This is a genomic window from Sphingomonas sp. Root710, assembly GCF_001429065.1.
In the GTDB taxonomy this organism is placed as follows: Bacteria; Pseudomonadota; Alphaproteobacteria; order Sphingomonadales; family Sphingomonadaceae; genus Rhizorhabdus.
Genome location: NZ_LMIB01000019.1, coordinates 73956 through 92517 on the forward strand (window position 1 = coordinate 73956; position 18562 = coordinate 92517).

At 64.5% G+C, this 18562-nt stretch carries 21 protein-coding genes; 14 read left to right on the forward strand and 7 right to left on the reverse strand.

The window, feature by feature from the left end; all coding sequences use genetic code 11:
• The first annotated feature begins 20 nt into the window (after nt 1-20).
• The 8 genes from ASE00_RS22070 to ASE00_RS22105 all read left to right on the forward strand — a co-directional run bounded on the left by ASE00_RS22070 (nt 21) and on the right by ASE00_RS22105 (nt 8163).
• Complete coding sequence (locus ASE00_RS22070) at nt 21-494, forward strand: DUF305 domain-containing protein (RefSeq protein ID WP_056383924.1); 474 nt, start codon at nt 21-23, stop codon at nt 492-494.
• A gap of 68 nt (nt 495-562) precedes the next feature.
• The gene (locus ASE00_RS22075) at nt 563-1006 is read left to right on the forward strand and encodes a DUF411 domain-containing protein (protein ID WP_056383964.1); all 444 of its coding nucleotides are present in this window, start codon (nt 563-565) and stop codon (nt 1004-1006) included.
• A gap of 44 nt (nt 1007-1050) precedes the next feature.
• On the forward strand, nt 1051-1413 hold the full coding sequence (locus ASE00_RS22080) for a hypothetical protein (protein WP_056383926.1): 363 nt from the start codon (nt 1051-1053) through the stop codon (nt 1411-1413).
• A gap of 86 nt (nt 1414-1499) precedes the next feature.
• A complete protein-coding gene (locus ASE00_RS22085) occupies nt 1500-1772 on the forward strand; it encodes a hypothetical protein (RefSeq protein WP_232016589.1) in 273 nt (90 codons plus the stop codon).
• Between the two features lie 94 nt (nt 1773-1866).
• Nucleotides 1867-3141, forward strand: coding sequence for a TolC family protein (locus ASE00_RS22090; RefSeq protein WP_321164043.1), 1275 nt, complete (start codon nt 1867-1869; stop codon nt 3139-3141).
• Nucleotides 3138-4622, forward strand: coding sequence for an efflux RND transporter periplasmic adaptor subunit (locus ASE00_RS22095; protein WP_056383930.1), 1485 nt, complete (start codon nt 3138-3140; stop codon nt 4620-4622). The genes ASE00_RS22090 and ASE00_RS22095 overlap by 4 nt, the downstream gene beginning before the upstream one ends.
• Nucleotides 4619-7777, forward strand: coding sequence for an efflux RND transporter permease subunit (locus tag ASE00_RS22100; protein WP_056383932.1), 3159 nt, complete (start codon nt 4619-4621; stop codon nt 7775-7777). The genes ASE00_RS22095 and ASE00_RS22100 overlap by 4 nt, the downstream gene beginning before the upstream one ends.
• Entirely contained in the window at nt 7774-8163 is a 390-nt protein-coding gene (locus ASE00_RS22105; RefSeq protein ID WP_056383934.1) for a copper-binding protein, read from the forward strand. Before ASE00_RS22100 ends, ASE00_RS22105 begins: the two co-directional genes overlap by 4 nt.
• A 64-nt stretch (nt 8164-8227) precedes the next feature.
• Here the strand turns inward: ASE00_RS22105 and ASE00_RS24355 are convergent, their stop codons facing one another.
• Together ASE00_RS24355 and ASE00_RS22110 are read right to left on the reverse strand one after the other, a co-directional pair.
• Nucleotides 8228-8455 carry a GDCCVxC domain-containing (seleno)protein gene (locus ASE00_RS24355; RefSeq protein WP_082594896.1) on the reverse strand — a complete coding sequence of 76 codons (228 nt, stop codon included), beginning with the start codon at nt 8453-8455 and terminating at the stop codon, nt 8228-8230.
• Nucleotides 8448-8816, reverse strand: coding sequence for a mercuric reductase (locus ASE00_RS22110; protein ID WP_056383935.1), 369 nt, complete (start codon nt 8814-8816; stop codon nt 8448-8450). Before ASE00_RS22110 ends, ASE00_RS24355 begins: the two co-directional genes overlap by 8 nt.
• Nucleotides 8817-8899: 83 nt before the next feature.
• On the opposite strand from ASE00_RS22110, the gene ASE00_RS22115 reads away from it, so the two are divergent.
• Nucleotides 8900-9307: a MerR family transcriptional regulator gene (locus tag ASE00_RS22115; protein ID WP_056383936.1), complete on the forward strand. Its 408-nt coding sequence runs from the start codon at nt 8900-8902 to the stop codon at nt 9305-9307.
• A gap of 70 nt (nt 9308-9377) precedes the next feature.
• Nucleotides 9378-9491 (forward strand): copper-binding protein, encoded by a 114-nt coding sequence (locus ASE00_RS24180; protein WP_022684336.1) that lies wholly within the window; start codon nt 9378-9380, stop codon nt 9489-9491.
• A 132-nt stretch (nt 9492-9623) separates the two neighbouring features.
• Here ASE00_RS24180 and ASE00_RS22120 read toward each other — a convergent pair whose 3' ends face one another.
• Nucleotides 9624-9962, reverse strand: a complete 339-nt coding sequence (locus ASE00_RS22120; RefSeq protein WP_056383937.1) for a hypothetical protein — start codon at nt 9960-9962, stop codon at nt 9624-9626.
• Nucleotides 9963-10841: 879 nt separating this feature from the next.
• Here ASE00_RS22120 and ASE00_RS22125 point away from each other — a divergent pair.
• Nucleotides 10842-12746, forward strand: a complete 1905-nt coding sequence (locus ASE00_RS22125) for a cytochrome c/FTR1 family iron permease (RefSeq protein WP_056383938.1) — start codon at nt 10842-10844, stop codon at nt 12744-12746.
• On the opposite strand, the gene ASE00_RS22130 is transcribed toward ASE00_RS22125, so the two are convergent.
• From ASE00_RS22130 to ASE00_RS22145, 4 genes are read right to left on the reverse strand one after another with little or no spacing between them, the layout of a single operon-like run.
• A complete protein-coding gene (locus tag ASE00_RS22130; RefSeq protein ID WP_056383940.1) occupies nt 12732-13274 on the reverse strand; it encodes an MAPEG family protein in 543 nt (180 codons plus the stop codon). The genes ASE00_RS22125 and ASE00_RS22130 overlap by 15 nt on opposite strands.
• Before the next feature lie 10 nt (nt 13275-13284).
• A complete protein-coding gene (locus ASE00_RS22135; RefSeq protein WP_056383942.1) occupies nt 13285-13929 on the reverse strand; it encodes a class I SAM-dependent methyltransferase in 645 nt (214 codons plus the stop codon).
• Nucleotides 13926-14561: a cation diffusion facilitator family transporter gene (locus tag ASE00_RS22140; RefSeq protein WP_056383944.1), complete on the reverse strand. Its 636-nt coding sequence runs from the start codon at nt 14559-14561 to the stop codon at nt 13926-13928. The genes ASE00_RS22135 and ASE00_RS22140 overlap by 4 nt, the downstream gene beginning before the upstream one ends.
• A gap of 56 nt (nt 14562-14617) precedes the next feature.
• Nucleotides 14618-15022 carry a MerR family transcriptional regulator gene (locus ASE00_RS22145; protein ID WP_056383946.1) on the reverse strand — a complete coding sequence of 135 codons (405 nt, stop codon included), beginning with the start codon at nt 15020-15022 and terminating at the stop codon, nt 14618-14620.
• A gap of 75 nt (nt 15023-15097) precedes the next feature.
• Here ASE00_RS22145 and ASE00_RS22150 point away from each other — a divergent pair, with 75 nt between their 5' ends.
• The 3 genes from ASE00_RS22150 (at nt 15098) to ASE00_RS22160 (ending at nt 18561) form a co-directional block, all read left to right on the forward strand.
• Entirely contained in the window at nt 15098-15763 is a 666-nt protein-coding gene (locus tag ASE00_RS22150; RefSeq protein ID WP_056383949.1) for a cation transporter, read from the forward strand.
• 405 nt (nt 15764-16168) lie between these two features.
• The gene (locus ASE00_RS22155; RefSeq protein WP_056383951.1) at nt 16169-17434 is read left to right on the forward strand and encodes a TolC family protein; all 1266 of its coding nucleotides are present in this window, start codon (nt 16169-16171) and stop codon (nt 17432-17434) included.
• Entirely contained in the window at nt 17431-18561 is a 1131-nt protein-coding gene (locus ASE00_RS22160; RefSeq protein ID WP_056383953.1) for an efflux RND transporter periplasmic adaptor subunit, read from the forward strand. The genes ASE00_RS22155 and ASE00_RS22160 overlap by 4 nt, the downstream gene beginning before the upstream one ends.
• Nucleotide 18562 lies beyond the last annotated feature (1 nt).

The following is an 18562-nucleotide window of genomic DNA, read 5'->3' on the forward strand; positions in this document are numbered from 1 at the left end:
GGGACCGATAGGAGAGTGAGATGGACCATTCGCAGAACGCAGGCAGCAAGATGAATGGCTATTTGAGTCTTGCCGTGCAGACCTTGATCGGCGCCGTCATCATGTACCTCGTGATGTTCGTCATGATCGACAGCCTCGACAGCTTCTACAACAATCTCAACATGCTCTACATGACGCTGATGATGGTAGCACCCATGGTGGTGCTGATGATTCTGGCGATGAAGCACATGTTTGCGTCGCGCTCCGCCAATCTTGCGATCATCGTCGTATCGGTGGCCGTTTTCTTTGGGTCATTCGCGCTGATCCGATCCCAAACGACAATCGACGACGTCGCCTTCCTGCGTTCGATGATCCCACATCATTCAGGCGCCATCCTGATGTGCCGCGAAGCGAATCTCCGGGATGCAGAGGTCAAGCGCCTGTGCGGCGAAATCCGAAACTCTCAGCGCCGCGAGATCGAACAGATGAAGGTCATCCTTGCGCGCCTCAATTGACGCTCGACATATTTCGAGGGGTTCTTCTCCCGACCGCGTATAGGCAGATGAAGGAAAGAGGACCGAACATGCTGAAGCGCCACCTGCTTGGAGCCGCATTGATGCTTTTGGCAACCGCCGCAAATGCGGCGGGCCCGGTCGTGGTTCACCGCGACCCGGGATGTAGGTGCTGCGAGCAATGGGCCGCACAAGTCCGCGCACAGTTCGGGCGGCAGATCAGGATGGTAGACGATCAGTCTCGCGCCACTTTCCAAGGCACGCGCGGCGTTCCGGCCTCGCTGTCCTCCTGCCATACCGCAGTCATCGACGGCCTGGTCTTCGAAGGTCACGTTCCCATCGCAGACATGAAGCGGGTGCTCGCCCAGCGCCCGAAGGGCGTCACTGGCCTTGCCGTGGCCGGCATGCCGGTGGGATCGCCGGGCATGGAGGTGCCGGGTCGTCGCGGCGATCCCTATGTCGTCGTCGCATTCGGTCCGTCAGGCACACGAATATTTGCGCGCCATCAAGGATAGATGGTGATTGTCGGAAAGATTCGCCTGCGATAGATAGAAACGTCTTGAAACGCCTGCTCGCCTCTCTGCTCCTTGTCGGAGCGCTCTTTGGCCTCTTCGGGGCGCAGCTGGCCTATGCGCACGGCGTGCCTGTCGCGGTGCGTGCGCCCACAGCGATGGCGATGGACGCCGATTGCATGGCAATGATGGCCAAGCAGCAGCCCGCCCCAAAAGGAACACCGTGTAAGGGGCTTACGCTCGATTGTATCGGGGCGATGGGATGCGTTGTGCCAATCGTGCTGGGTAATGCAGTGCCCGCGCCCGCATCGCCATGGATTCACAACCAGGCTATTTTCTGGACCACCGTCAGCGTCCTGCAGGGGCACGAGTACGCACCCGAGCCGGAGCCCCCCACCCTCCTTGGCTGATTGAACAATCGCGCCCGTCAGGCGCGCGGCTTTTTGTCGCGTCCAGACGCCCGCGATGCCTCTCCATACAGTCAAGGATATTCGTGATGATCAAGAAGTCGATTTTGGCCGCCCTGCTGGCGGTCTTCAGCCTCGCCGCGCCCGCATGGGCTGCCGACCAGAACAGGGCGCCGCAAGGGCACTGGGAATGGAAGTCGGTGCCGCAATATGGGCCGCGAGCAACCGGCCCGGCGCAGAAGCGCGTGTGGGTGCCCGACAGCGCGCAGATGGCGAACTGCGCCTGCGACATGATGAAGACGAGCGCGGCCGATTGCATGAAATCCATGCATGGTGGTCACATGTCGTCTTCGGCCGGCTGAACCACGGATCCCGGCCGATAAGATAGAACAATGAGGCCAGGCGCGTCGCGCCGGCGCGGAAGATACCGCGTCGGCGCGCGTTGGCACTCATAATTTGTCCTTCACGGCCCGGGATCCTCTGCAATGGGAGTCCTCCATGCGTACCTTCTTCTTAGCCGTCCCTGTGCTCGCTCTGACCACGAATCCCGCGCTCGCCGGGCAGCTTCGCTTTGAGGAAGCGCTCGCCCGAGCCGAGGCACAGGCTCCCTCGCTTCGCGCCAAGGCGCTGGAGGCTGATGCGCGTCGTTCTGCGCTGCCCGCCGCAGGGCAGCTTCCTGATCCCAAGCTTGGACTCGGAATCGACAATTTCCCGGTGTCGGGTCCGCCAGCGGGCAGCTTCGTCGAAGACAGCATGACGATGGCGCGGGTCGGGATCTCGCAGGAGGTCCCCAACGCCGCCAAGCGACATGCGCGCTCAAGCAGAGCGCGGACTGATGTCCAGGCGGCGGAAGCAACCTTTCTGTCCGAGAGCAGGCGGGTCAAGGTGGCGACGGCGCTGGCCTGGATCGATCTCGCCTATGCGGAGCGTCGTCTTGCCGCCCTCGACGGCATAGTTTCCCGGCTCGCCCCCCTTCCCTCCGCGGCAAAGTCGGGTGTTGCCTCAGGCGCGGCCCGCCCCGCACAGACGCTGCAGGTTCGGCAGTCGCTCGCGGTGCTGGAAGACCGCCGGAGCGAGCTCGCCGCCGAAGTGGGACGTCAGCGCGCGCTCCTTTCGCGCTGGACCGGCGAGCCGGCGCCTGAAACCGTTGGCGACGCCCCAGCGCTCACGGTCGATGCAACGACCTTGCGAGCCGCCTTAGCAACGCATCCCGATCTCGGCGCCGCCAGTGCCCGTGTCGCCCAGGCCGAGGCAGACGTCGCCGTCGCCCGGGCCGACAAGCGTCCCGACTGGGGTTTCGATGTCGCCTACCAGCGCCGGGCCGACCGCTACGGCGACATGGTCTCGGCCGGCGTCACCGTCAGCCTGCCCCTTTTTGCCAAACGGCGGCAGGACCCGATGATCGCCGCCAGTACCGCGAACGCCGCCGCGGCGATGGCTGAGCAGGAGGACATGCGCCGGTCGCTGCTCGCCGATCTCGAAGCCGGCCTTGCCGACCATGACATGCACCATGAGCAATGGATGCGCGCACGCGACACGCTGCTGCCGCTCGCGCGCAATCGCGCTGAGCTCGAGACGGCCAGCTATGCGGCGGGTCGCGCCGGGCTGCTCGACGTGATCGAGGCCCAGACCATGCTTGCCGACATCGAACTGCAATTGCTCGACAGGGAGGCCGAAGTCGCGCGCGATGCTGTGCGGCTCGTCTTCACCTTTGGGGGGAACAGCCAATGAAATTCGACACAAGCTCGCGCGCGCAGCTGGGCATGGCCGCCGCGGCGCTCGCACTCGCGGCGGGTGGCCTCGGCTATGGCCTCGCGAATTGGCGCCATGAGTCTCCGCCTGGAGCAACAGCGCAAAGCGGACGCAAGATCCTCTACTGGTACGATCCGATGGTCCCGAGCCAGCATTTCGACAAGCCGGGCAAATCGCCTTTCATGGATATGGAGCTTGTCCCCAAATATGCCGACGAAGCGGCGAGCGGCGAGACCGGCGTGGCGATCGACCCAAGCCGCACGCAATCGCTTGGCCTGCGCATCGCGGAGGCGCGAACGGGCACGCTGGGATCGAGCCTCGCGGCGACCGGTACGATCGAGTTCAACGAGCGCGACATCGCCATCGTCCAGGCGCGAACTGGCGGCTTCGTCCAACGGGTCTATGCGCGCGCGCCGGGCGATGTGATCGGGGCAGGCGCCCCGCTCGCCGACATACTGGTGCCGGAATGGGCGGGCGCACAGGCGGAATATCTGGCCGTCCGGCGGATCGGTGATGTGGGCCTCGCTCGCGCGGCCCGTCAGCGCCTGCTCTTGCTGGGCATGCCCACCGGAACGGTCGCCGCAGTCGAGCGGAGCGGGCGACCGCATAATGTGGTGACGATCTCGGCGCCGACCGGCGGCACGATCAAGACGCTCGGCGTCCGGGCCGGGATGACGGTCGCGAGCGGTCAGACACTCGCCGAGGTGAATGGGCTCGGTACGGTGTGGCTCAATGCCGCGGTGCCGGAGGCGATGGCCGGCAGGCTTCGCCCGGGCCAGAGCGCGACCGCGACCCTCGCCGCCTATCCGGGCGAGCGCTTTACCGGCCGCATCGCCGCGATCCTCCCAAGCGTCGCCGCCGAAAGCCGGACGCTCACCGTGCGGATCGAACTTTCCAACCGAGCCGGGCGCCTGCGCCCTGGCATGTTCGCCTCGGTCGATCTCGGCGACGCTGCGCGGCCGGCACTGCTCGTCCCCTCGGAGGCGGTCATTCGGACCGGCAAGCGTTCGCTCGTCATGCTGGCGCTGGCGCAAGGGCGCTATCGGCCCGCCGAGGTGCAGACCGGCGCCGAGTCAGGAGGCCAGACCGAAATCCTTGCCGGCCTCGCCGAGGGGGAGAAGATCGTCGCTTCCGGCCAGTTCCTGATCGACTCCGAGGCCAGCCTCTCGGGAATCGAGGCGCGCCCGATCGGCGGGGCAGCCCCAACTCCGCGACCGGAAACGACATCCAACGGCGCCTATCGCGCGAGCGGCCGGATCGAAAGCATCGCGGGCGACCGGATTACCCTCAGTCACGCCCCTGTCCCCGCGCTCAAATGGCCCGCCATGACGATGACGTTCAAGCTGGGGAGCCCGGCGCTCGCGCGCGGGCTCAAGAAGGGCGACCGCGTCGTCTTCGGCTTCGACCAAGCGGCGGAAGGTCCAGTTGTTCGCACGCTGAGCCGCGAGGCGGCGCGATGATCGGCCGTCTCATCGACTGGTCGGCTAACAACCGCCTGTTCGTAGTGCTCGGCGCCCTGGCGCTCGTCCTCGGCGGACTCCTTGCCTTGCGCAGCACGCCGATCGACGCGCTGCCCGACCTCAGCGACACCCAGGTCATCATCCGCACGAGCTATCCGGGCCAAGCCCCCCAGATCGTCGAAAATCAGATCACCTACCCGCTCGCGACGACGATGCTGTCGGTGCCCGGGGCGAAGACCGTGCGCGGCTATTCCTTCTTCGGCGACAGCTTCGTCTATGTCATTTTCGCCGATGGGACCGACCTCTATTGGGCGCGCTCGCGCGTCCTTGAATATCTCAACCAGGTCCAGGGCCGCTTGCCTGACACCGCACGCAGCGCGATCGGCCCCGACGCCACCGGGGTGGGGTGGGTCTATCAATATGCGCTGGTCGATCGGACCGGCGGACACGACCTCGCGCAGCTGCGGTCGCTCCAGGACTGGTTCCTCCGCTACGAGCTCAAGAGCCTGCCTGGGGTGGCCGAAGTCGCCAGCATCGGCGGCATGGTCAAGCAATATCAGGTCGTGCTCGATCCGGTGAAGCTTGCCGGTTACGGCATCACCCACGCGCAGGCCGTCGCGGCGATCGGGCAGGCCAACCAGGAAACCGGAGGCTCGGTCCTCGAGCTGGGCGAGGCCGAATATATGGTGCGCGCTTCGGGCTATCTTCAGACGCTCGACGACTTCCGCGCCATACCGCTGCGCACTGCGGCCGGCGGCGTGCCGGTAACGCTCGGCGACGTCGCGACCATCCAGCTTGGCCCCGAAATGCGCCGCGGTATCGCCGAGCTCGACGGCGACGGCGAAGTGGCGGGCGGAGTCGTCATCCTGCGTTCGGGATCAGACGCACGTGCCACTATCCAGGCGGTGCAGGACAAGCTCGAGCTCTTAAAGAAGAGCCTGCCGCGCGGCGTCGCGATCGTGCCGACCTATGACCGCTCGCACCTCATCGATGCCGCGATTGAGAACCTCACACACAAACTTGCCGAAGAGTTCGTGGTTGTGGCGATCGTCTGCGCGCTGTTCCTCTGGCACGTGCGCTCGGCGCTTGTCGCGATCGTCACGCTGCCGCTTGGCGTCCTCGCCGCCTTCATCGTGATGCATTTCCAGGGCGTCAACGCCAACATCATGTCCTTGGGCGGGATCGCGATCGCGATCGGCGCCATGGTCGACGCCGCGATCGTGATGATCGAGAACGCCCACAAGCGGATCGAGCAATGGGAGCATGATCATCCCGGTGAAGAGCTGGCCGGGGCGGCGCGCTGGACGGTGATCACCGACGCGGCGCGCGAGGTGGGTCCCGCGCTCTTCTTCTCGCTCCTCATCATCACCCTGTCCTTCGTGCCCGTCTTCACTTTGGAAGCACAGGAAGGGCGTCTCTTCGCGCCGCTCGCGTTCACCAAGACCTACACCATGGCGGCCGCGGCGATCCTGTCCGTGACGCTGGTTCCGGTGCTGATGGGCTGGCTCATCCGGGGCAAGATTCCTTCCGAGCAGGCCAATCCGGTCAACCGCGCGCTGACGCGGGCCTATCGTCCCGCCATCGACTGGGTGTTGAAGAAACCCAAGGCGACCCTCGTCCTCGCGGGGCTGGTCTTCCTGACGACCGCTTGGCCGCTGTCCCGGCTCGGCGGCGAATTCCTGCCGGCGATGAACGAGGGCGATCTTCTCTACATGCCCTCGGCGCTGCCGGGGCTCTCTGCCGCCAAGGCCTCGGAGCTGCTCCAGCAGACCGATCGCATGATCAAGTCGGTGCCTGAGGTCCAGAGCGTGTTCGGGAAAGCGGGGCGTGCGGAGAGCGCGACCGACCCCGCCCCGCTCGAGATGTTCGAGACGACGATCCGCTTCAAGCCGCGCGAGCAATGGCGGCCCGGCATGACTCCGGAGAAGCTGGTCGAGGAGCTCGACCGCACCGTGAAAGTACCCGGCCTCGCCAACATCTGGGTGCCGCCCATCCGCAACCGGATCGACATGCTGGCGACCGGCATCAAGAGCCCGATCGGGGTCAAGGTCTCTGGGTCGGATCTTGCCGCCATCGACCATATCGCGCGCGAGGTGGAACGGGTCGCGAAGGGAGTGCCCGGAGTGAGCTCCGCACTCGCCGAGCGGCTGACAGGCGGGCGTTATGTCGATGTGCAGATCGATCGGATCGCCGCCGCGCGATATGGCCTCAACATCTCCGATGTCCAGGCGATCGTCGCGGGCGCGATCGGCGGTGAGAATGTCGGCCAAACCGTCGAGGGGCTGGCGCGCTATCCCATCAATGTCCGCTACCCGCGCGAGTTGCGCGACAGTCCGGACGCACTGCGCGCTCTTCCGGTGCTCACGCCATCGGGCCAGCAGATCACGCTGGGCAGCGTCGCGCAGATCGCGATCAGCGACGGACCGCCGATGCTGAAGACCGAGAACGGACGGCCATCGACCTGGGTCTATGTCGACGTCCGGGGACGCGATCTCGCCTCGGTGGTCGATGATCTGCAGACTGCGGTGGCCCGCGAGGTCAAGCTCTCGTCGGGTGTCAGCCTCGCCTATTCGGGCCAGTTCGAATATCTCGCGCGCGCGATCGACCGGCTGAAGATCGTCGTGCCGGCGACGCTCGCGATCATCTTCTTGCTGCTGTACCTCATCTTCCGGCGGCTCGACGAGGCAGTGCTCATCATGGGCACGCTCCCCTTCGCGCTCACCGGCGGTTTCTGGATCCTCTACCTGCTCGGCTATCACCAGTCGGTCGCGACTGGCGTCGGGTTCATTGCGCTTGCCGGCGTGGCCGCGGAGTTCGGCGTCGTGATGCTGATCTATCTCAGGGATGCCCTCGAGGCGCGGGGCGAGAGGCCGTCGCACGAAGATATTGCAGAAGCGGTGCGCGAAGGCGCGCTGCTCAGGGTCCGGCCCAAGGCGATGACCGTCGCCGTCATTATCGCGGGGCTTTTGCCGATCCTCGTCGGCTCCGGCGCCGGCTCGGAAGTCATGAGCCGGATTGCCGCACCCATGGTCGGCGGCATGCTGACCGCGCCGCTTCTCTCCATGTTCGTCATCCCCGCCGCCTATCTGCTTCTGAGGCGGCGGTCTTCTCAACCCTCTATCCCAATGAAGCACCACGAAAGGAACCTGCAATGAAAGTTCACGCTCTGTCCATCCTGGCCCTGACCGCTGCCCTTGCTGCCTGTGGCTCGAAGACCGAGACCAATGAGGCGGCAGCGACGAATACGGCGGCACCGGCGGCTACCGAAACCAACGCGATGGCTGGCGACATGGACAATATGGCGATGTCCCCCACCGCCAAGATGGCCAAGGGCACCGGCAAGGTGACGGCCGTCGACAAGGCCGCCGGAACGATCACGCTCGACCATGGCCCGATCGCCGAGGCCAACTGGCCGGCTATGACGATGGCGTTCAAGGCCGCGCCGGCGCTCATCGACAGCGTGAAAGTGGGCGATGAGGTGAATTTCGAGTTGAAGCTCGATGGCAATGCCGGCGAGGTAACCGCGATCACAAAGCAGTAGTCGATTCCATATCTGCTCCGGGCGGGCCGCCGGAATATGGGCGGCCCACCATGGCCTACGATCGTCAGGTGCAGCAGGAGGCGTCCGGCCCGGCGAGTTGAATCGGTGGGCACGGCACGGTCCCGTAGGAACAGAATACGCAGCAATCGCCGGTCTTCGGCCGCAAGACCGCTCCGCAACCGGTGCAATCATAGAAAAACTGGCAGGCGTTCGTCGGCATCGTCTCCGTCTTCGTCGTGCCGCACAGCGGACAGGTGAGGACCGATTGAGGAACGAAAACGCGCTCAGACATAGGAATAGCCAAGCCAGAACAACGTCACGCCCAGCAGCAAGCCGATGAAAAGGACCGCGCGCACAGCAGGCGGTGTGCAGACGCCCTCGGATGCGCAGGTCATCGCCACGCGCTGCTGCCGCCAGAGCATGATCGCGCCGCCGATCAGGAAGAGCGCGCTCAAGCACAGCAGGAGCATCCGATACGGGCTGGCCGCCAAGGCAATGCCGCCGAGCCATCCGGCACCCAAGCCGGCGGTGGTGAGCAATATGGGCAGCGCGCAGCAGGATGCCACGGCGAAGGCGGCCGCGATTCCGCCGACCGTGAGAACAGCAGCGCCCTCCGCTCCCAAAGAACGGCGCAGTTCAGGCGGTTCGGACATGATGGGCGACTCCTTGTGATCAACGGAATCGCATCCTACCGTCTGTAGCCGCTACAGACTCAACCCCCAATTTTGAGCAGAAGATGACGACATCGGAGATTATCGCAATCGGGGAACTGTCGCGGCGCACACGCTGCAACATTGAGACGATCCGCTATTATGAGCGGATCGGGCTCCTGCCCGAGGCGGCGCGGCGGGGCCGGTATCGGAGCTTCGGCCCCGCGGACGTGGCGCGGCTGCATTTCGTTCGGCGCGCGCGGGAACTGGGCTTCACGCTGGACGAGGTTCGCACGCTGCTCGGCATTGCGACCGCCAATGACATCTCATGTGACGATGCCCGCGAAATCGCGACCTTGCATCTGACGCAGGTTCGCGCGCGGATCGCGGATCTGAAGCGCATGGAGCGGGTCCTTGCCGACACCGTGCGGGCCTGCAGTTCCGGCGATCATGTCGGGTGCCCACTGATCAATACATTGTCTGCGGCTCGCTAAATTCCGCCTGGGCGACGCCTTCTGTACGCCGAACTCCATACTCTTCGGTTCCGGCCCCCGCGTGGAGGTCATGAGCGGCATCGCTGCGACCATGATCGACAGCCTGAAAGTCGGCGATCAGGTGAATTTCGAGCTGAAGCTCGACGGCAATGCCGGCGAGGTCACCAGCATCAGCAACAAGTAATTCGATGAGGGCTTCGGGAGGCACTGTGGAAGCGCCTCCCGAAGAGGTCCGACAGTTGGGACAGGCAAATGTTTCGTCAGATCCATGATCGATGGCGAGGGCAAGTTAGCCCCTCGCCATCACTTCACGGCCTCAGCAGACATCGCTCCCGTCGACCCAAACGCGGACCGGTCCCTGCAACGGCGCGCGCGGACCATATTGCGGCCGCATCCGCCACACGTAGCGACCGGTCTTGCCGGTATAGGCCGGATCGCATTCCGGTCCGCCTTTGCCAGTCCACCGGTCGCGTTGGTCGCCAACCTTCTTGCAGACCCTCGCACTCAACGGTGCACGCGGACCAGGAGCTTGGGGTTGCCACTCGCATTTGACGGTGGCCGGTTTCTCGACATCAGCCTGTGCCAATGCCGGAACCGGGGCGGCGACGAGCACTGTGAATGCGGCCGCGGCGGCGGTGAATATCAAGGTCTTCATGATTTCTCTCCTCGGACTGAAGGTGCCGTGGGCAAACTGGCTCCGAGGGGCTGGGCAGCCTATGGCCGTCCAGCGCTTGGGAGGGTTCGCCTGGCGAGTTGTCAGGCCAAGGTGTCGGGTGGATGCTGTTCCGGCGGAGCCGACCGTCCGTGTAGCGCCGGATAAGATGGAAAGACGACAAGAACATCCGCGCTCACTATTTCAGCCGCTAGGGGTCCCCGGCTCTCGAGCGCATATAAAGGGAGACACCCCATGCCTGCCAGGCAAGCGAGCGTCATCCGCTGACAGGGGAGTGGTTTCTCGCCATCGTCCTGCGTCATCCCGACACAGTCCATGGGCATCGTTGCTGCCGCGTTCGCGCTTATGGCGGTTGCCACAGCGGGATCTGCGGCAACTGTGGCTATCTGTCCAAACAGGCCGAGAAGGACGCCTAAGATCAGCGCAAATTTGTGCGCTCGTCTCATGTCCGCATTCTCTGCCTGATGCTGAATTGAGTCAAGTTTCCCAAGACCATAATTGGGCCGAGACTCAGCCAACGACGTAAGCTCACGTCATACAGAGCCAAGATCATGCGCGACGCAGCTACCCCTTACCAATTCCAGCTTTGTTGCCCTTGCTGGCTGCCCCGATGGAACCTCGAGCTTCGTTGCGCGCGCCGTCGGATCACGCTCATGAACGACCAAGCATGCCGGGGTGTTGGGCGCGCTGCCGCGCCCGTTGATACCACTTGACCCTCTAGCTACTACAGGGTGCAAGTTGCGAACAATTCTTATCAGAGACTCGCAAATGTATCCTCGCTCGCCTGCCGCCATTTCCGTCGTTCTTCCCCTCAGATGGCGCCGGACAGCGCATCTCATTGCGCTGGCGTTCGCAACCCTAATGATGATCTCGCTCCCAGGACGAGCCTTGGCGAGCGATGCGGACGTTCAGACCAGCTGGCGGCTGCTCGATTATATCGGGGTGGATTACGCCGGGGCTGTCGCGGACGGGAAAGTGACAAGCTCGGCCGAATATGGCGAGATGACCGAGTTCGCGGCACAGGTCGAGACACGACTCAAGGCCCTGCCAGAAAAGCCGGCGAAGGAAGACCTTCTCCGCCGATCGGCCACACTGCGAAGCGCGATCGCCGCGAAATCAGCACCCGCGGTCGTCGCCGAGCAATCGCATCTTCTCGCCTCGGCACTCCTGGCGGCCTATCCGGTGCCGCTCGCACCGGGCACTCCCCCCGATCTAAACCGGGCCGCTAAGCTGTACGCCGAAAATTGCGCGAGCTGTCATGGCATGAACGGCGACGGGCGCGGGCGCGATGCGGCCAAGCTCGACCCGCCACCCATCGCCTTCACCGACAAGGAACGTGCCGACCAGCGCAGCCTCTTCGGTCTCTACCAGGTCATCAGCCAGGGTCTGGACGGCACCGCCATGCAGAGCTTCGAGGCGCTACCGGAAGCGGACCGCTGGGCCCTGGCATTCTATGCCGGCCATTTCGCCTATCCTGACGCTGCCGCCAGCGAAGGCGAGCGTCTTTGGCGGGAGCGCGCCGATATGCGTTCAAAGTATCCCAATCTGGCGGCTCTGGTCGGGACGACGCCGGCCGCCTTGGCCCGCGACCTCGGCCCCAAAAACGCTGCGATGCTCACGGCCTTTCTGCGCCGACATCCGGATGCCGTCACCGCTCGTCCCGACGGCTCGCTTGCGCTTACGCGTGAACGCCTGGCCGAAAGCTTGACCGCCTATCGGGCCGGCGATCGCAAAGCCGCAGCCGAATTGGCTCTTTCGGCCTATCTCGACGGCTTCGAGCCGGTTGAGCCGGTGTTGTCCGCACGCGACGCTGCGCTCATGGCGCGGATCGAGACAGGGATGGCGCAGCTTCGTGCGGCCATCGGGCAAGGGCGCCCTACGGCCGAGGTGGAAGCGGCGAACCGTTCACTGGCCAACCTGTTTGCTGAGGCCGAGGCCGCGCTGGCGCCGGAACGGGCAAGTGGAGCATCCAGCTTCCTGGGGGCGTTCGGCGTATTGTTGCGCGAGGGGCTCGAAGCGCTTCTGATCGTGGTTGCGATGATCGCCTTTCTGAAGAAAACTGATCGACCGGACGTCCTCGGCTATGTTCACGGCGGATGGGCGGTAGCCCTCGCAGCCGGTGTCGCGACCTGGTTCGCGGCAACCTACTTCATCACCGTGAGCGGCGCATCGCGGGAACTTACCGAGGGCTTCGGTTCCCTCTTCGCTGCAATAATCCTGCTCAGCGTCGGTATCTGGATGCATGGTAAGAGCAATGCCGAGGCATGGCAACGCTATGTGAAGGCGAAGGTCAGCGCCGCCCTTTCCCGCCGCTCGGGCTGGTTCTTGTTCCTGCTATCGTTCGTCGTCGTCTACCGGGAAGTCTTCGAAACGATCCTGTTCTATGCGGCTCTCTGGGCCGAAGGAAATGGCGCAGCGATGCTCGCGGGCGCAGGCGCCGCAGCGGGTCTGCTTGCGCTCGTCGCGTGGATAATGTTGCGTTACAGCGCTCGCCTGCCGATCACCCAGTTCTTCTCCTGGAGCTCGGTCCTGATCGCGATCCTGGCCGTCGTGCTCGCCGGCAAGGGTATCGCCGGTTTGCAGGAGGCCGGTATCCTCGGCGTGAGGCCGCTGGTGGACGTGCCACGTATCGAGATTCTGGGTCTCTTTCCGACCAGGGAGAGCGTGCTCGCGCAGGTCACCGCCATCGTAGTGCTTGCCGCCGGCTTCTGGTTCAGCGGTCGCAGTTCGGCGGCGGCCGCATCGCAAGCATCACCCGCCAAATAGCCGAGCGGCGATCAACACAGCGGCGACCGAATAGCAGGTGAGCGTAGCCAGCGCGGTCGTCGCCATCCCGAAGGCGCGGGCGCCAGCGCCCCTGGAATAACAGCGATAGAAACTCACGCGGCCGATGGCGAAAAGCACAGGCGAGGCAATCAACAGTCCCAGCCATCGGCCCTCCGCGATCGAACCAAGGAGCAAATGGGCACCGACGCCCAAGAATGACTGCTCGAGCGTATTTTGCAGGAATGCGACCTTGATCGCGAGCGCCGGGCTGGGCGCGCTCTTGGCGGCCCCGCCAATATCGGCCTCCGAACGATAGCGTCCGCTCGAAACAAGCCGCACCGCCACCAGCACGAGCAGGAAATGGATGCTGCTGGTTTGGATTGCGAAGGCGAGACGCTCGGCAAGCGCTTCCGGAAAGGACATAACCTCTGGAAGAAGCAGCACGCTCCCGGTCGAAACCGCCGCGCAAGGCAGGAGCGCCAGCGCCGACCGTTTCCGGATTTGCCGCTGTTCTTCCGCCAAATCCATCGTTCTCGCCTCAGTCAGGCCGACTCGCCACGATAAGGCCGATGGTGCCGGTAACCGTGTCGAAGCGTGCGACGTCGCGCACCTTGCGAAAGCCCGCAGCTTTGACCAATTCGGGCAGGATCCCATCCGCATTGGGCTGGGTATCGGCGACACCGTCGAGCCGCTGAATAGTCAGGCGGAACAGCACCCGCATCAACCCTTTTTGCCGGCCATAATCGGCAATAACGATCCGTCCGCCGGGTCGCACTGCCGCAAACATTGCGCTCAGGCCGGCCCGCTTCTCCGTCATCGGGACTTGGTGGAACATCAGGCTCGACACGATCGCATCGGCCCCTCTGACGCCGAGATCGCGGGCGAAGCCCTGCTCCCACTCAACGTTCAGGACCGCAACATCCGCCTTTGCGCGCGCAATGGTCAGCGCCTCTTCATCGGGATCGATACCGATCACGCGCACAGCGGGCTGGGAAGCCTTGAGCATGACAGCGAAGCTGCCAGTGCCGCAGCCGACGTCGAGAATTGTCTCGCCCGGCCGGGCTGCCAATTCCTCGAGCATTGCCCGGCGCCAGAGCGTCTCGCGCGTCCAAAGCCGGATCGCGCGGTCGTAGTCCGCAGTGCTGCCCTTTCCGAGCGGCGGGGTGTAAGCACGCGCGTTCACTGCACGACCCGCCTGCCATGCTCCGTCAGCTCCTTGCGGGCATCGCGAATGATGTCATAGGCGGAGTGCAAGAAGAGCAGCGCGATAACTCCCGCGACGAGCAGATCGGGCCATGCCTGCCCGGTCCACGCCACCAACGCCGCCGCCGCGATGACCGCGACATTGGCCAGTGCATCATTGCGCGAGAACAGCCAGATTGCCCGCGAGGTGGCATCGCCCTGATCGCGGAAACGGGCGAGGACCAGCGCGGCAGACACATTGACGGTGAGCGCAATAATGCCAAGCGCGCCCATCAGATCGGCCTCGGGCGGCACGGCGTTGAATATGCGCCAAAGCGCCGATGCGATCACGCCGAGCCCAAGAGTGGCGAGGAACAGGCCCTGAATGAGTGCGGTCCGGCTCCTGGCCACGGCAGACCAGCCAAGCGCGACAAGGCCCACCAAGGTGATGGATCCGTCGCCGATGAAGTCCAGCGAATCCGCCTTGAGAGCTTGGGAGCCTGCGACAAAGCCGCCCACAAGCTCGCAGATTCCAAATCCCAGATTGAGGATTACGACGATCCACAAGGCACGCTTGTAGCCGGGATCTGTTCCGGCGCGGGCGGTGTCCGTTTCGCATCCACAGTCGCTCATCGATTGTCTCCGCAGCGAGTCGCAGCGGAATTCTGCACCCTCTAGTAGCTACAGGGTCAATGCCCGCGCTGAGCGGACGGACCGAGGGCCTCGATAATCCGGCATTCGGATATCGCACCCTGGCTGCACTGGCCGATCAACTCGTCGAGCTCCCGGCGTAGCGCGCGAAGATCGGCGATCTTCTGGTCGATGTGCGCGAGATGGGCGCGGGCGACGGTATCGACGGCGGCGCATGACCGGTTACGATCGTCAGACAAGGTGAGCAGCTCGCGCACCTGGTCGAGGGTGAAACCGAGATCGCGTGCCCTGCGAATAAAGGAAAGCCGCGCCAGGTGAGCGGCACCATAGTCGCGATAATTCGCCGAGGTTCGGCCCGGCTCTGGAAGCAGGCCGATTTTTTCATAGAAGCGGATAGTCTCGACCTTCGTCGAGGTCGTTCGGGCCAGCTCACCTATCTGCATCAGAAATCCTCTTGACCCTATAGTTGCTACAGGGTGCATATAGCGAGCCGTTCTAAGAATACGAGAGCCCGACCAATGGCATGTTCCAGCTGTGCCGCCGACAAAGGCGGCCCCACAAACAGCCCCGCCTGGCGGCGCGCGTTGTGGATCGCGCTGGCCGTCAATGGGCTCATGTTTGCCGCCGAACTGGCCGCCGGCATCATGGGAGGATCGAGAGTACTCCAAGCCGATGCCCTCGATTTTCTTGGTGATGCCGCCAACTATGCGATCAGCCTTGGCGTAGCGGGCCTTGCTCTTGCCTGGCGCGCTCGCGCAGCTTTCGTCAAGGGCGCGACTATCTTCGCATTCGGCCTCTATGTGCTGCTAAACGCGATCTGGGCACTCTCACATGGCACCGTTCCCCATGCCGAGGTGATGGGCGCGGTCGGTTTTGTCGCTCTGCTCGCCAATGGCGGTGTCGCGCTCATCTTGTATCGCTTCGGTGAGGGCGACGCGAACATGCGCTCGGTATGGATTTGCTCGCGAAACGACGCGATCGGCAACATTGCGGTGATGCTGGCCGCTTTGGGCGTGTTCGGCACCGGCTCGGCGCTGCCCGATATAATCGTGGCTGGAATTATGGCGGCGCTCGGGCTGTGGGGTGGTGCGCAGATCTTGCAGCAGTCCATCACCGAGTTAAGGGTTTCAAAGGGGCCAAGCCGGACCGAACTCCTTACTGCGCGTGCGGCCAGCAAGGGGTGAAGGCGAGAATGGTCCGGCTGCTCATCGTCCTCGCCTGCTTGGCCTTCATTCTGTCCCTCGGGACCGGATCCGTTGCCCACGCCGTGGCGTCGATCGACTGCTCCGCGACTTCTCCAACCATCGCGGCTGAAGATGGTGCCGAAGAGGGAAGATCGCTGCCGGCAGATCCAAAGAAGGCCTGCCACCACAACCATTGTGGCTGTCATGGGCACCATCTTGCCGCCCTTCCTGCGACCCGCGATCTCCCAATCGCTCGGGCCAGCCCGCCAGACATGTTCATTCATACGGCGAAGGCACTCACGGCTGCGCCACGCAGCGCAGAGCTGAGACCCCCGAAAGCCTGATGATAGCCGCTGGGGCGCCACCGATTATCGCGCCCCTCAGCCATCACAGGAGTTCCAAGACATGAATCGACTGTTAGCGGCCCTTGTGGTCGCAGCGCCGTACGCTTTCAGCGCCCAGGCGCAGACGCCGCCTTCCGCAGAAACACAACCGCCCTTGACGTTGTCGCGCGCACTCGACCTTGCAGGCGCGTCAGCGCCAGCGCTTGAGGCAGCATCGGCGGGCCTTCGAGCGGCTGAAGCGGCTCGAACCATCGCCGGCCTCAGGCCAAACCCCACGATCAATATCGAGGCGGAGAATGTCGCGGGGACTGGGCCCTATTCGGGGACCCAGAGCATGGAGGCAACGACCTCTCTCCAACTGCCAATCGAACTCGGCGGCAAACGATCCGCGCGCGTAGCAGTCGCAGATGCCCAGCGCGATCGTGCGGGAATTGAGCGCGCTATTGCTCAGGCGGATCTCCGATTCGCGGTAACGCGCGCCTATGCAGAGGCCGCTGCCTCGGAACGTCGCCTCGTCAACGCCCGCGAGCAGTTCAGGATTGCGAACGAGGGTCTTCGTGCCGCCGATGTCCGTGTCCGCGCCGGACGCGCGTCACCGCTTGAAGTTCAGCGCGCCGATGTCACGCGGATCAATGCCGCGGCCGCCCTGGAGCGCTCGGAACGGTCTGCCGAGGTCGCCCGCTTCACGCTCAGCCAGCGGATAGGCCAAACCATCCTGGCGCCACTCGACGGCTCCTGGTTCAATAGCGTCGACAGCCGATATGGACCGCTGCGGCCCCCTGATGCTGCCGGTACACTCTCGCTGGCTGCGGCCAATGCCGACCTTGCCACGGCAACCGCCCAAATGCGCCTTGCACGCGCGCAGCGCGTCCCAGATCTCACGCTGGGTGCAGGCGCTCGCCGTCTCGAGGAGACGAATGACACCGCAGCGGTCTTCAGCCTGTCGGTGCCGCTTCCTTTCTTCAACAGCGGCAAGGCAGCGCTCGAGCAAGCGGGTGCAGAGCAACTGCGCGCCGAAGCACAAAAGCGGGTGACGGCACAGGACGTTGCGCAAGCAATCGCCGAGGCACAGGCGGATGCCGCTAACGCTGCAACGAGCGCCGCGACCGCGACCGGGCCTGCCCTTGAGGCTGCCGAGGAGGCAGCGCGCATCGCCCGGATTGGCTATAGGGAGGGGAAGTTCAGCCAGCTCGATCTGCTCGATGCGGAGCGCGTCCTATCCGAGACGCGCGCAACCGCCATCGATGCGCTGCTCGCCTATCACAACGCACAAGCGCAGCTGGAGCGGCTGACCGCCCGCGCGCCCGATCAGGGAGACAATCGATGAACTTCACGCAGCGGGCCATCGCGCCCCTCGTGCTCGCACTGGTCGTGGCCGGATGCGGTAGCCAGCCCGCCGAGCAGGAGAAGGCGGAAAAGGAAGAAGGCCACGCGGGCGAAGAGGGTCTGATCCGACTCACGCCCCAGCAGGTCGCCGCGGCGCGAATTGAGGTCGCGCTTCCCTCCCGCGGCGGCACGGGCGCGATCACGCTGCCTGCAACCGTCGAAGGCGATCCCCAGGGTATGCAAGTCGTTTCCGCTGCCATCGGCGGGAAAGTCGTCGCGCTGACCCGGAATCTCGGACAAGACGTGCGACGCGGCGAAACGCTCGCCATCGTCGAAAGCCGTGAGGCCGCCTCGCTCAAGGCCGAGGTGGAAGCTGCGCGTGCCCGTCTGGCGCTCGCACAATCCAACTTGAGACGCGAGCAACGCCTGTTTGCCGAACGCGTGTCGCCCGAACAGGATCTGATCGCCGCACGTACGGCAGCAACGGAGGCCAACATCGCTCTGCGCTTGGCCCAGCAGCAGGTCTCTGCAGCGGGGGGTGGCGGCGGCGGTCTCAACCGTCTCGGCATCGGATCACCCATTAGCGGCCAAGTCATCGCACGAAGCGTGACCCTGGGGCAGACCGTGGCAGCCGATGCCGAACTTTATCGGGTCGCCAATCTCTCCCAAGTCTCGGTCAACCTGTCGCTGTCGCCGGCCGATGCCGGCCGTGTGCGACCGGGTTCAACCGTCGAGATCACGGCGCCTGGGCGCCGAACGACTGCGCGTGTGAGCTTTGTCTCGCCAATCCTCGACGAAGGCACCCGCCTCGTGCCTGTCATAGCCCTCATCGACAACCGGGCGGGCCAGTGGCGGATCGGCGAGCCGGTGACGGCGGCAATCTCGGTGGCAAGCAGCTCCTCGGGCATTATGGTGCCCGCCGGCGCCGTGCAGACGGTCGAAGGAAAACCATCGGTTTTTGTTCGTGTTCCGCAGGGCTTCAAGGCAATTCCAGTAGCCCTCGGGCAACCCAGCGGCAACGCCGTGACGATCCTGTCAGGTCTTTCGGGCCGCGAGCAGATCGCCGTCGCCAACAGCTTCACTCTCAAGGCCGAGCTCGGAAAGAGCGAAGCGGTCGACGAGGATTAAG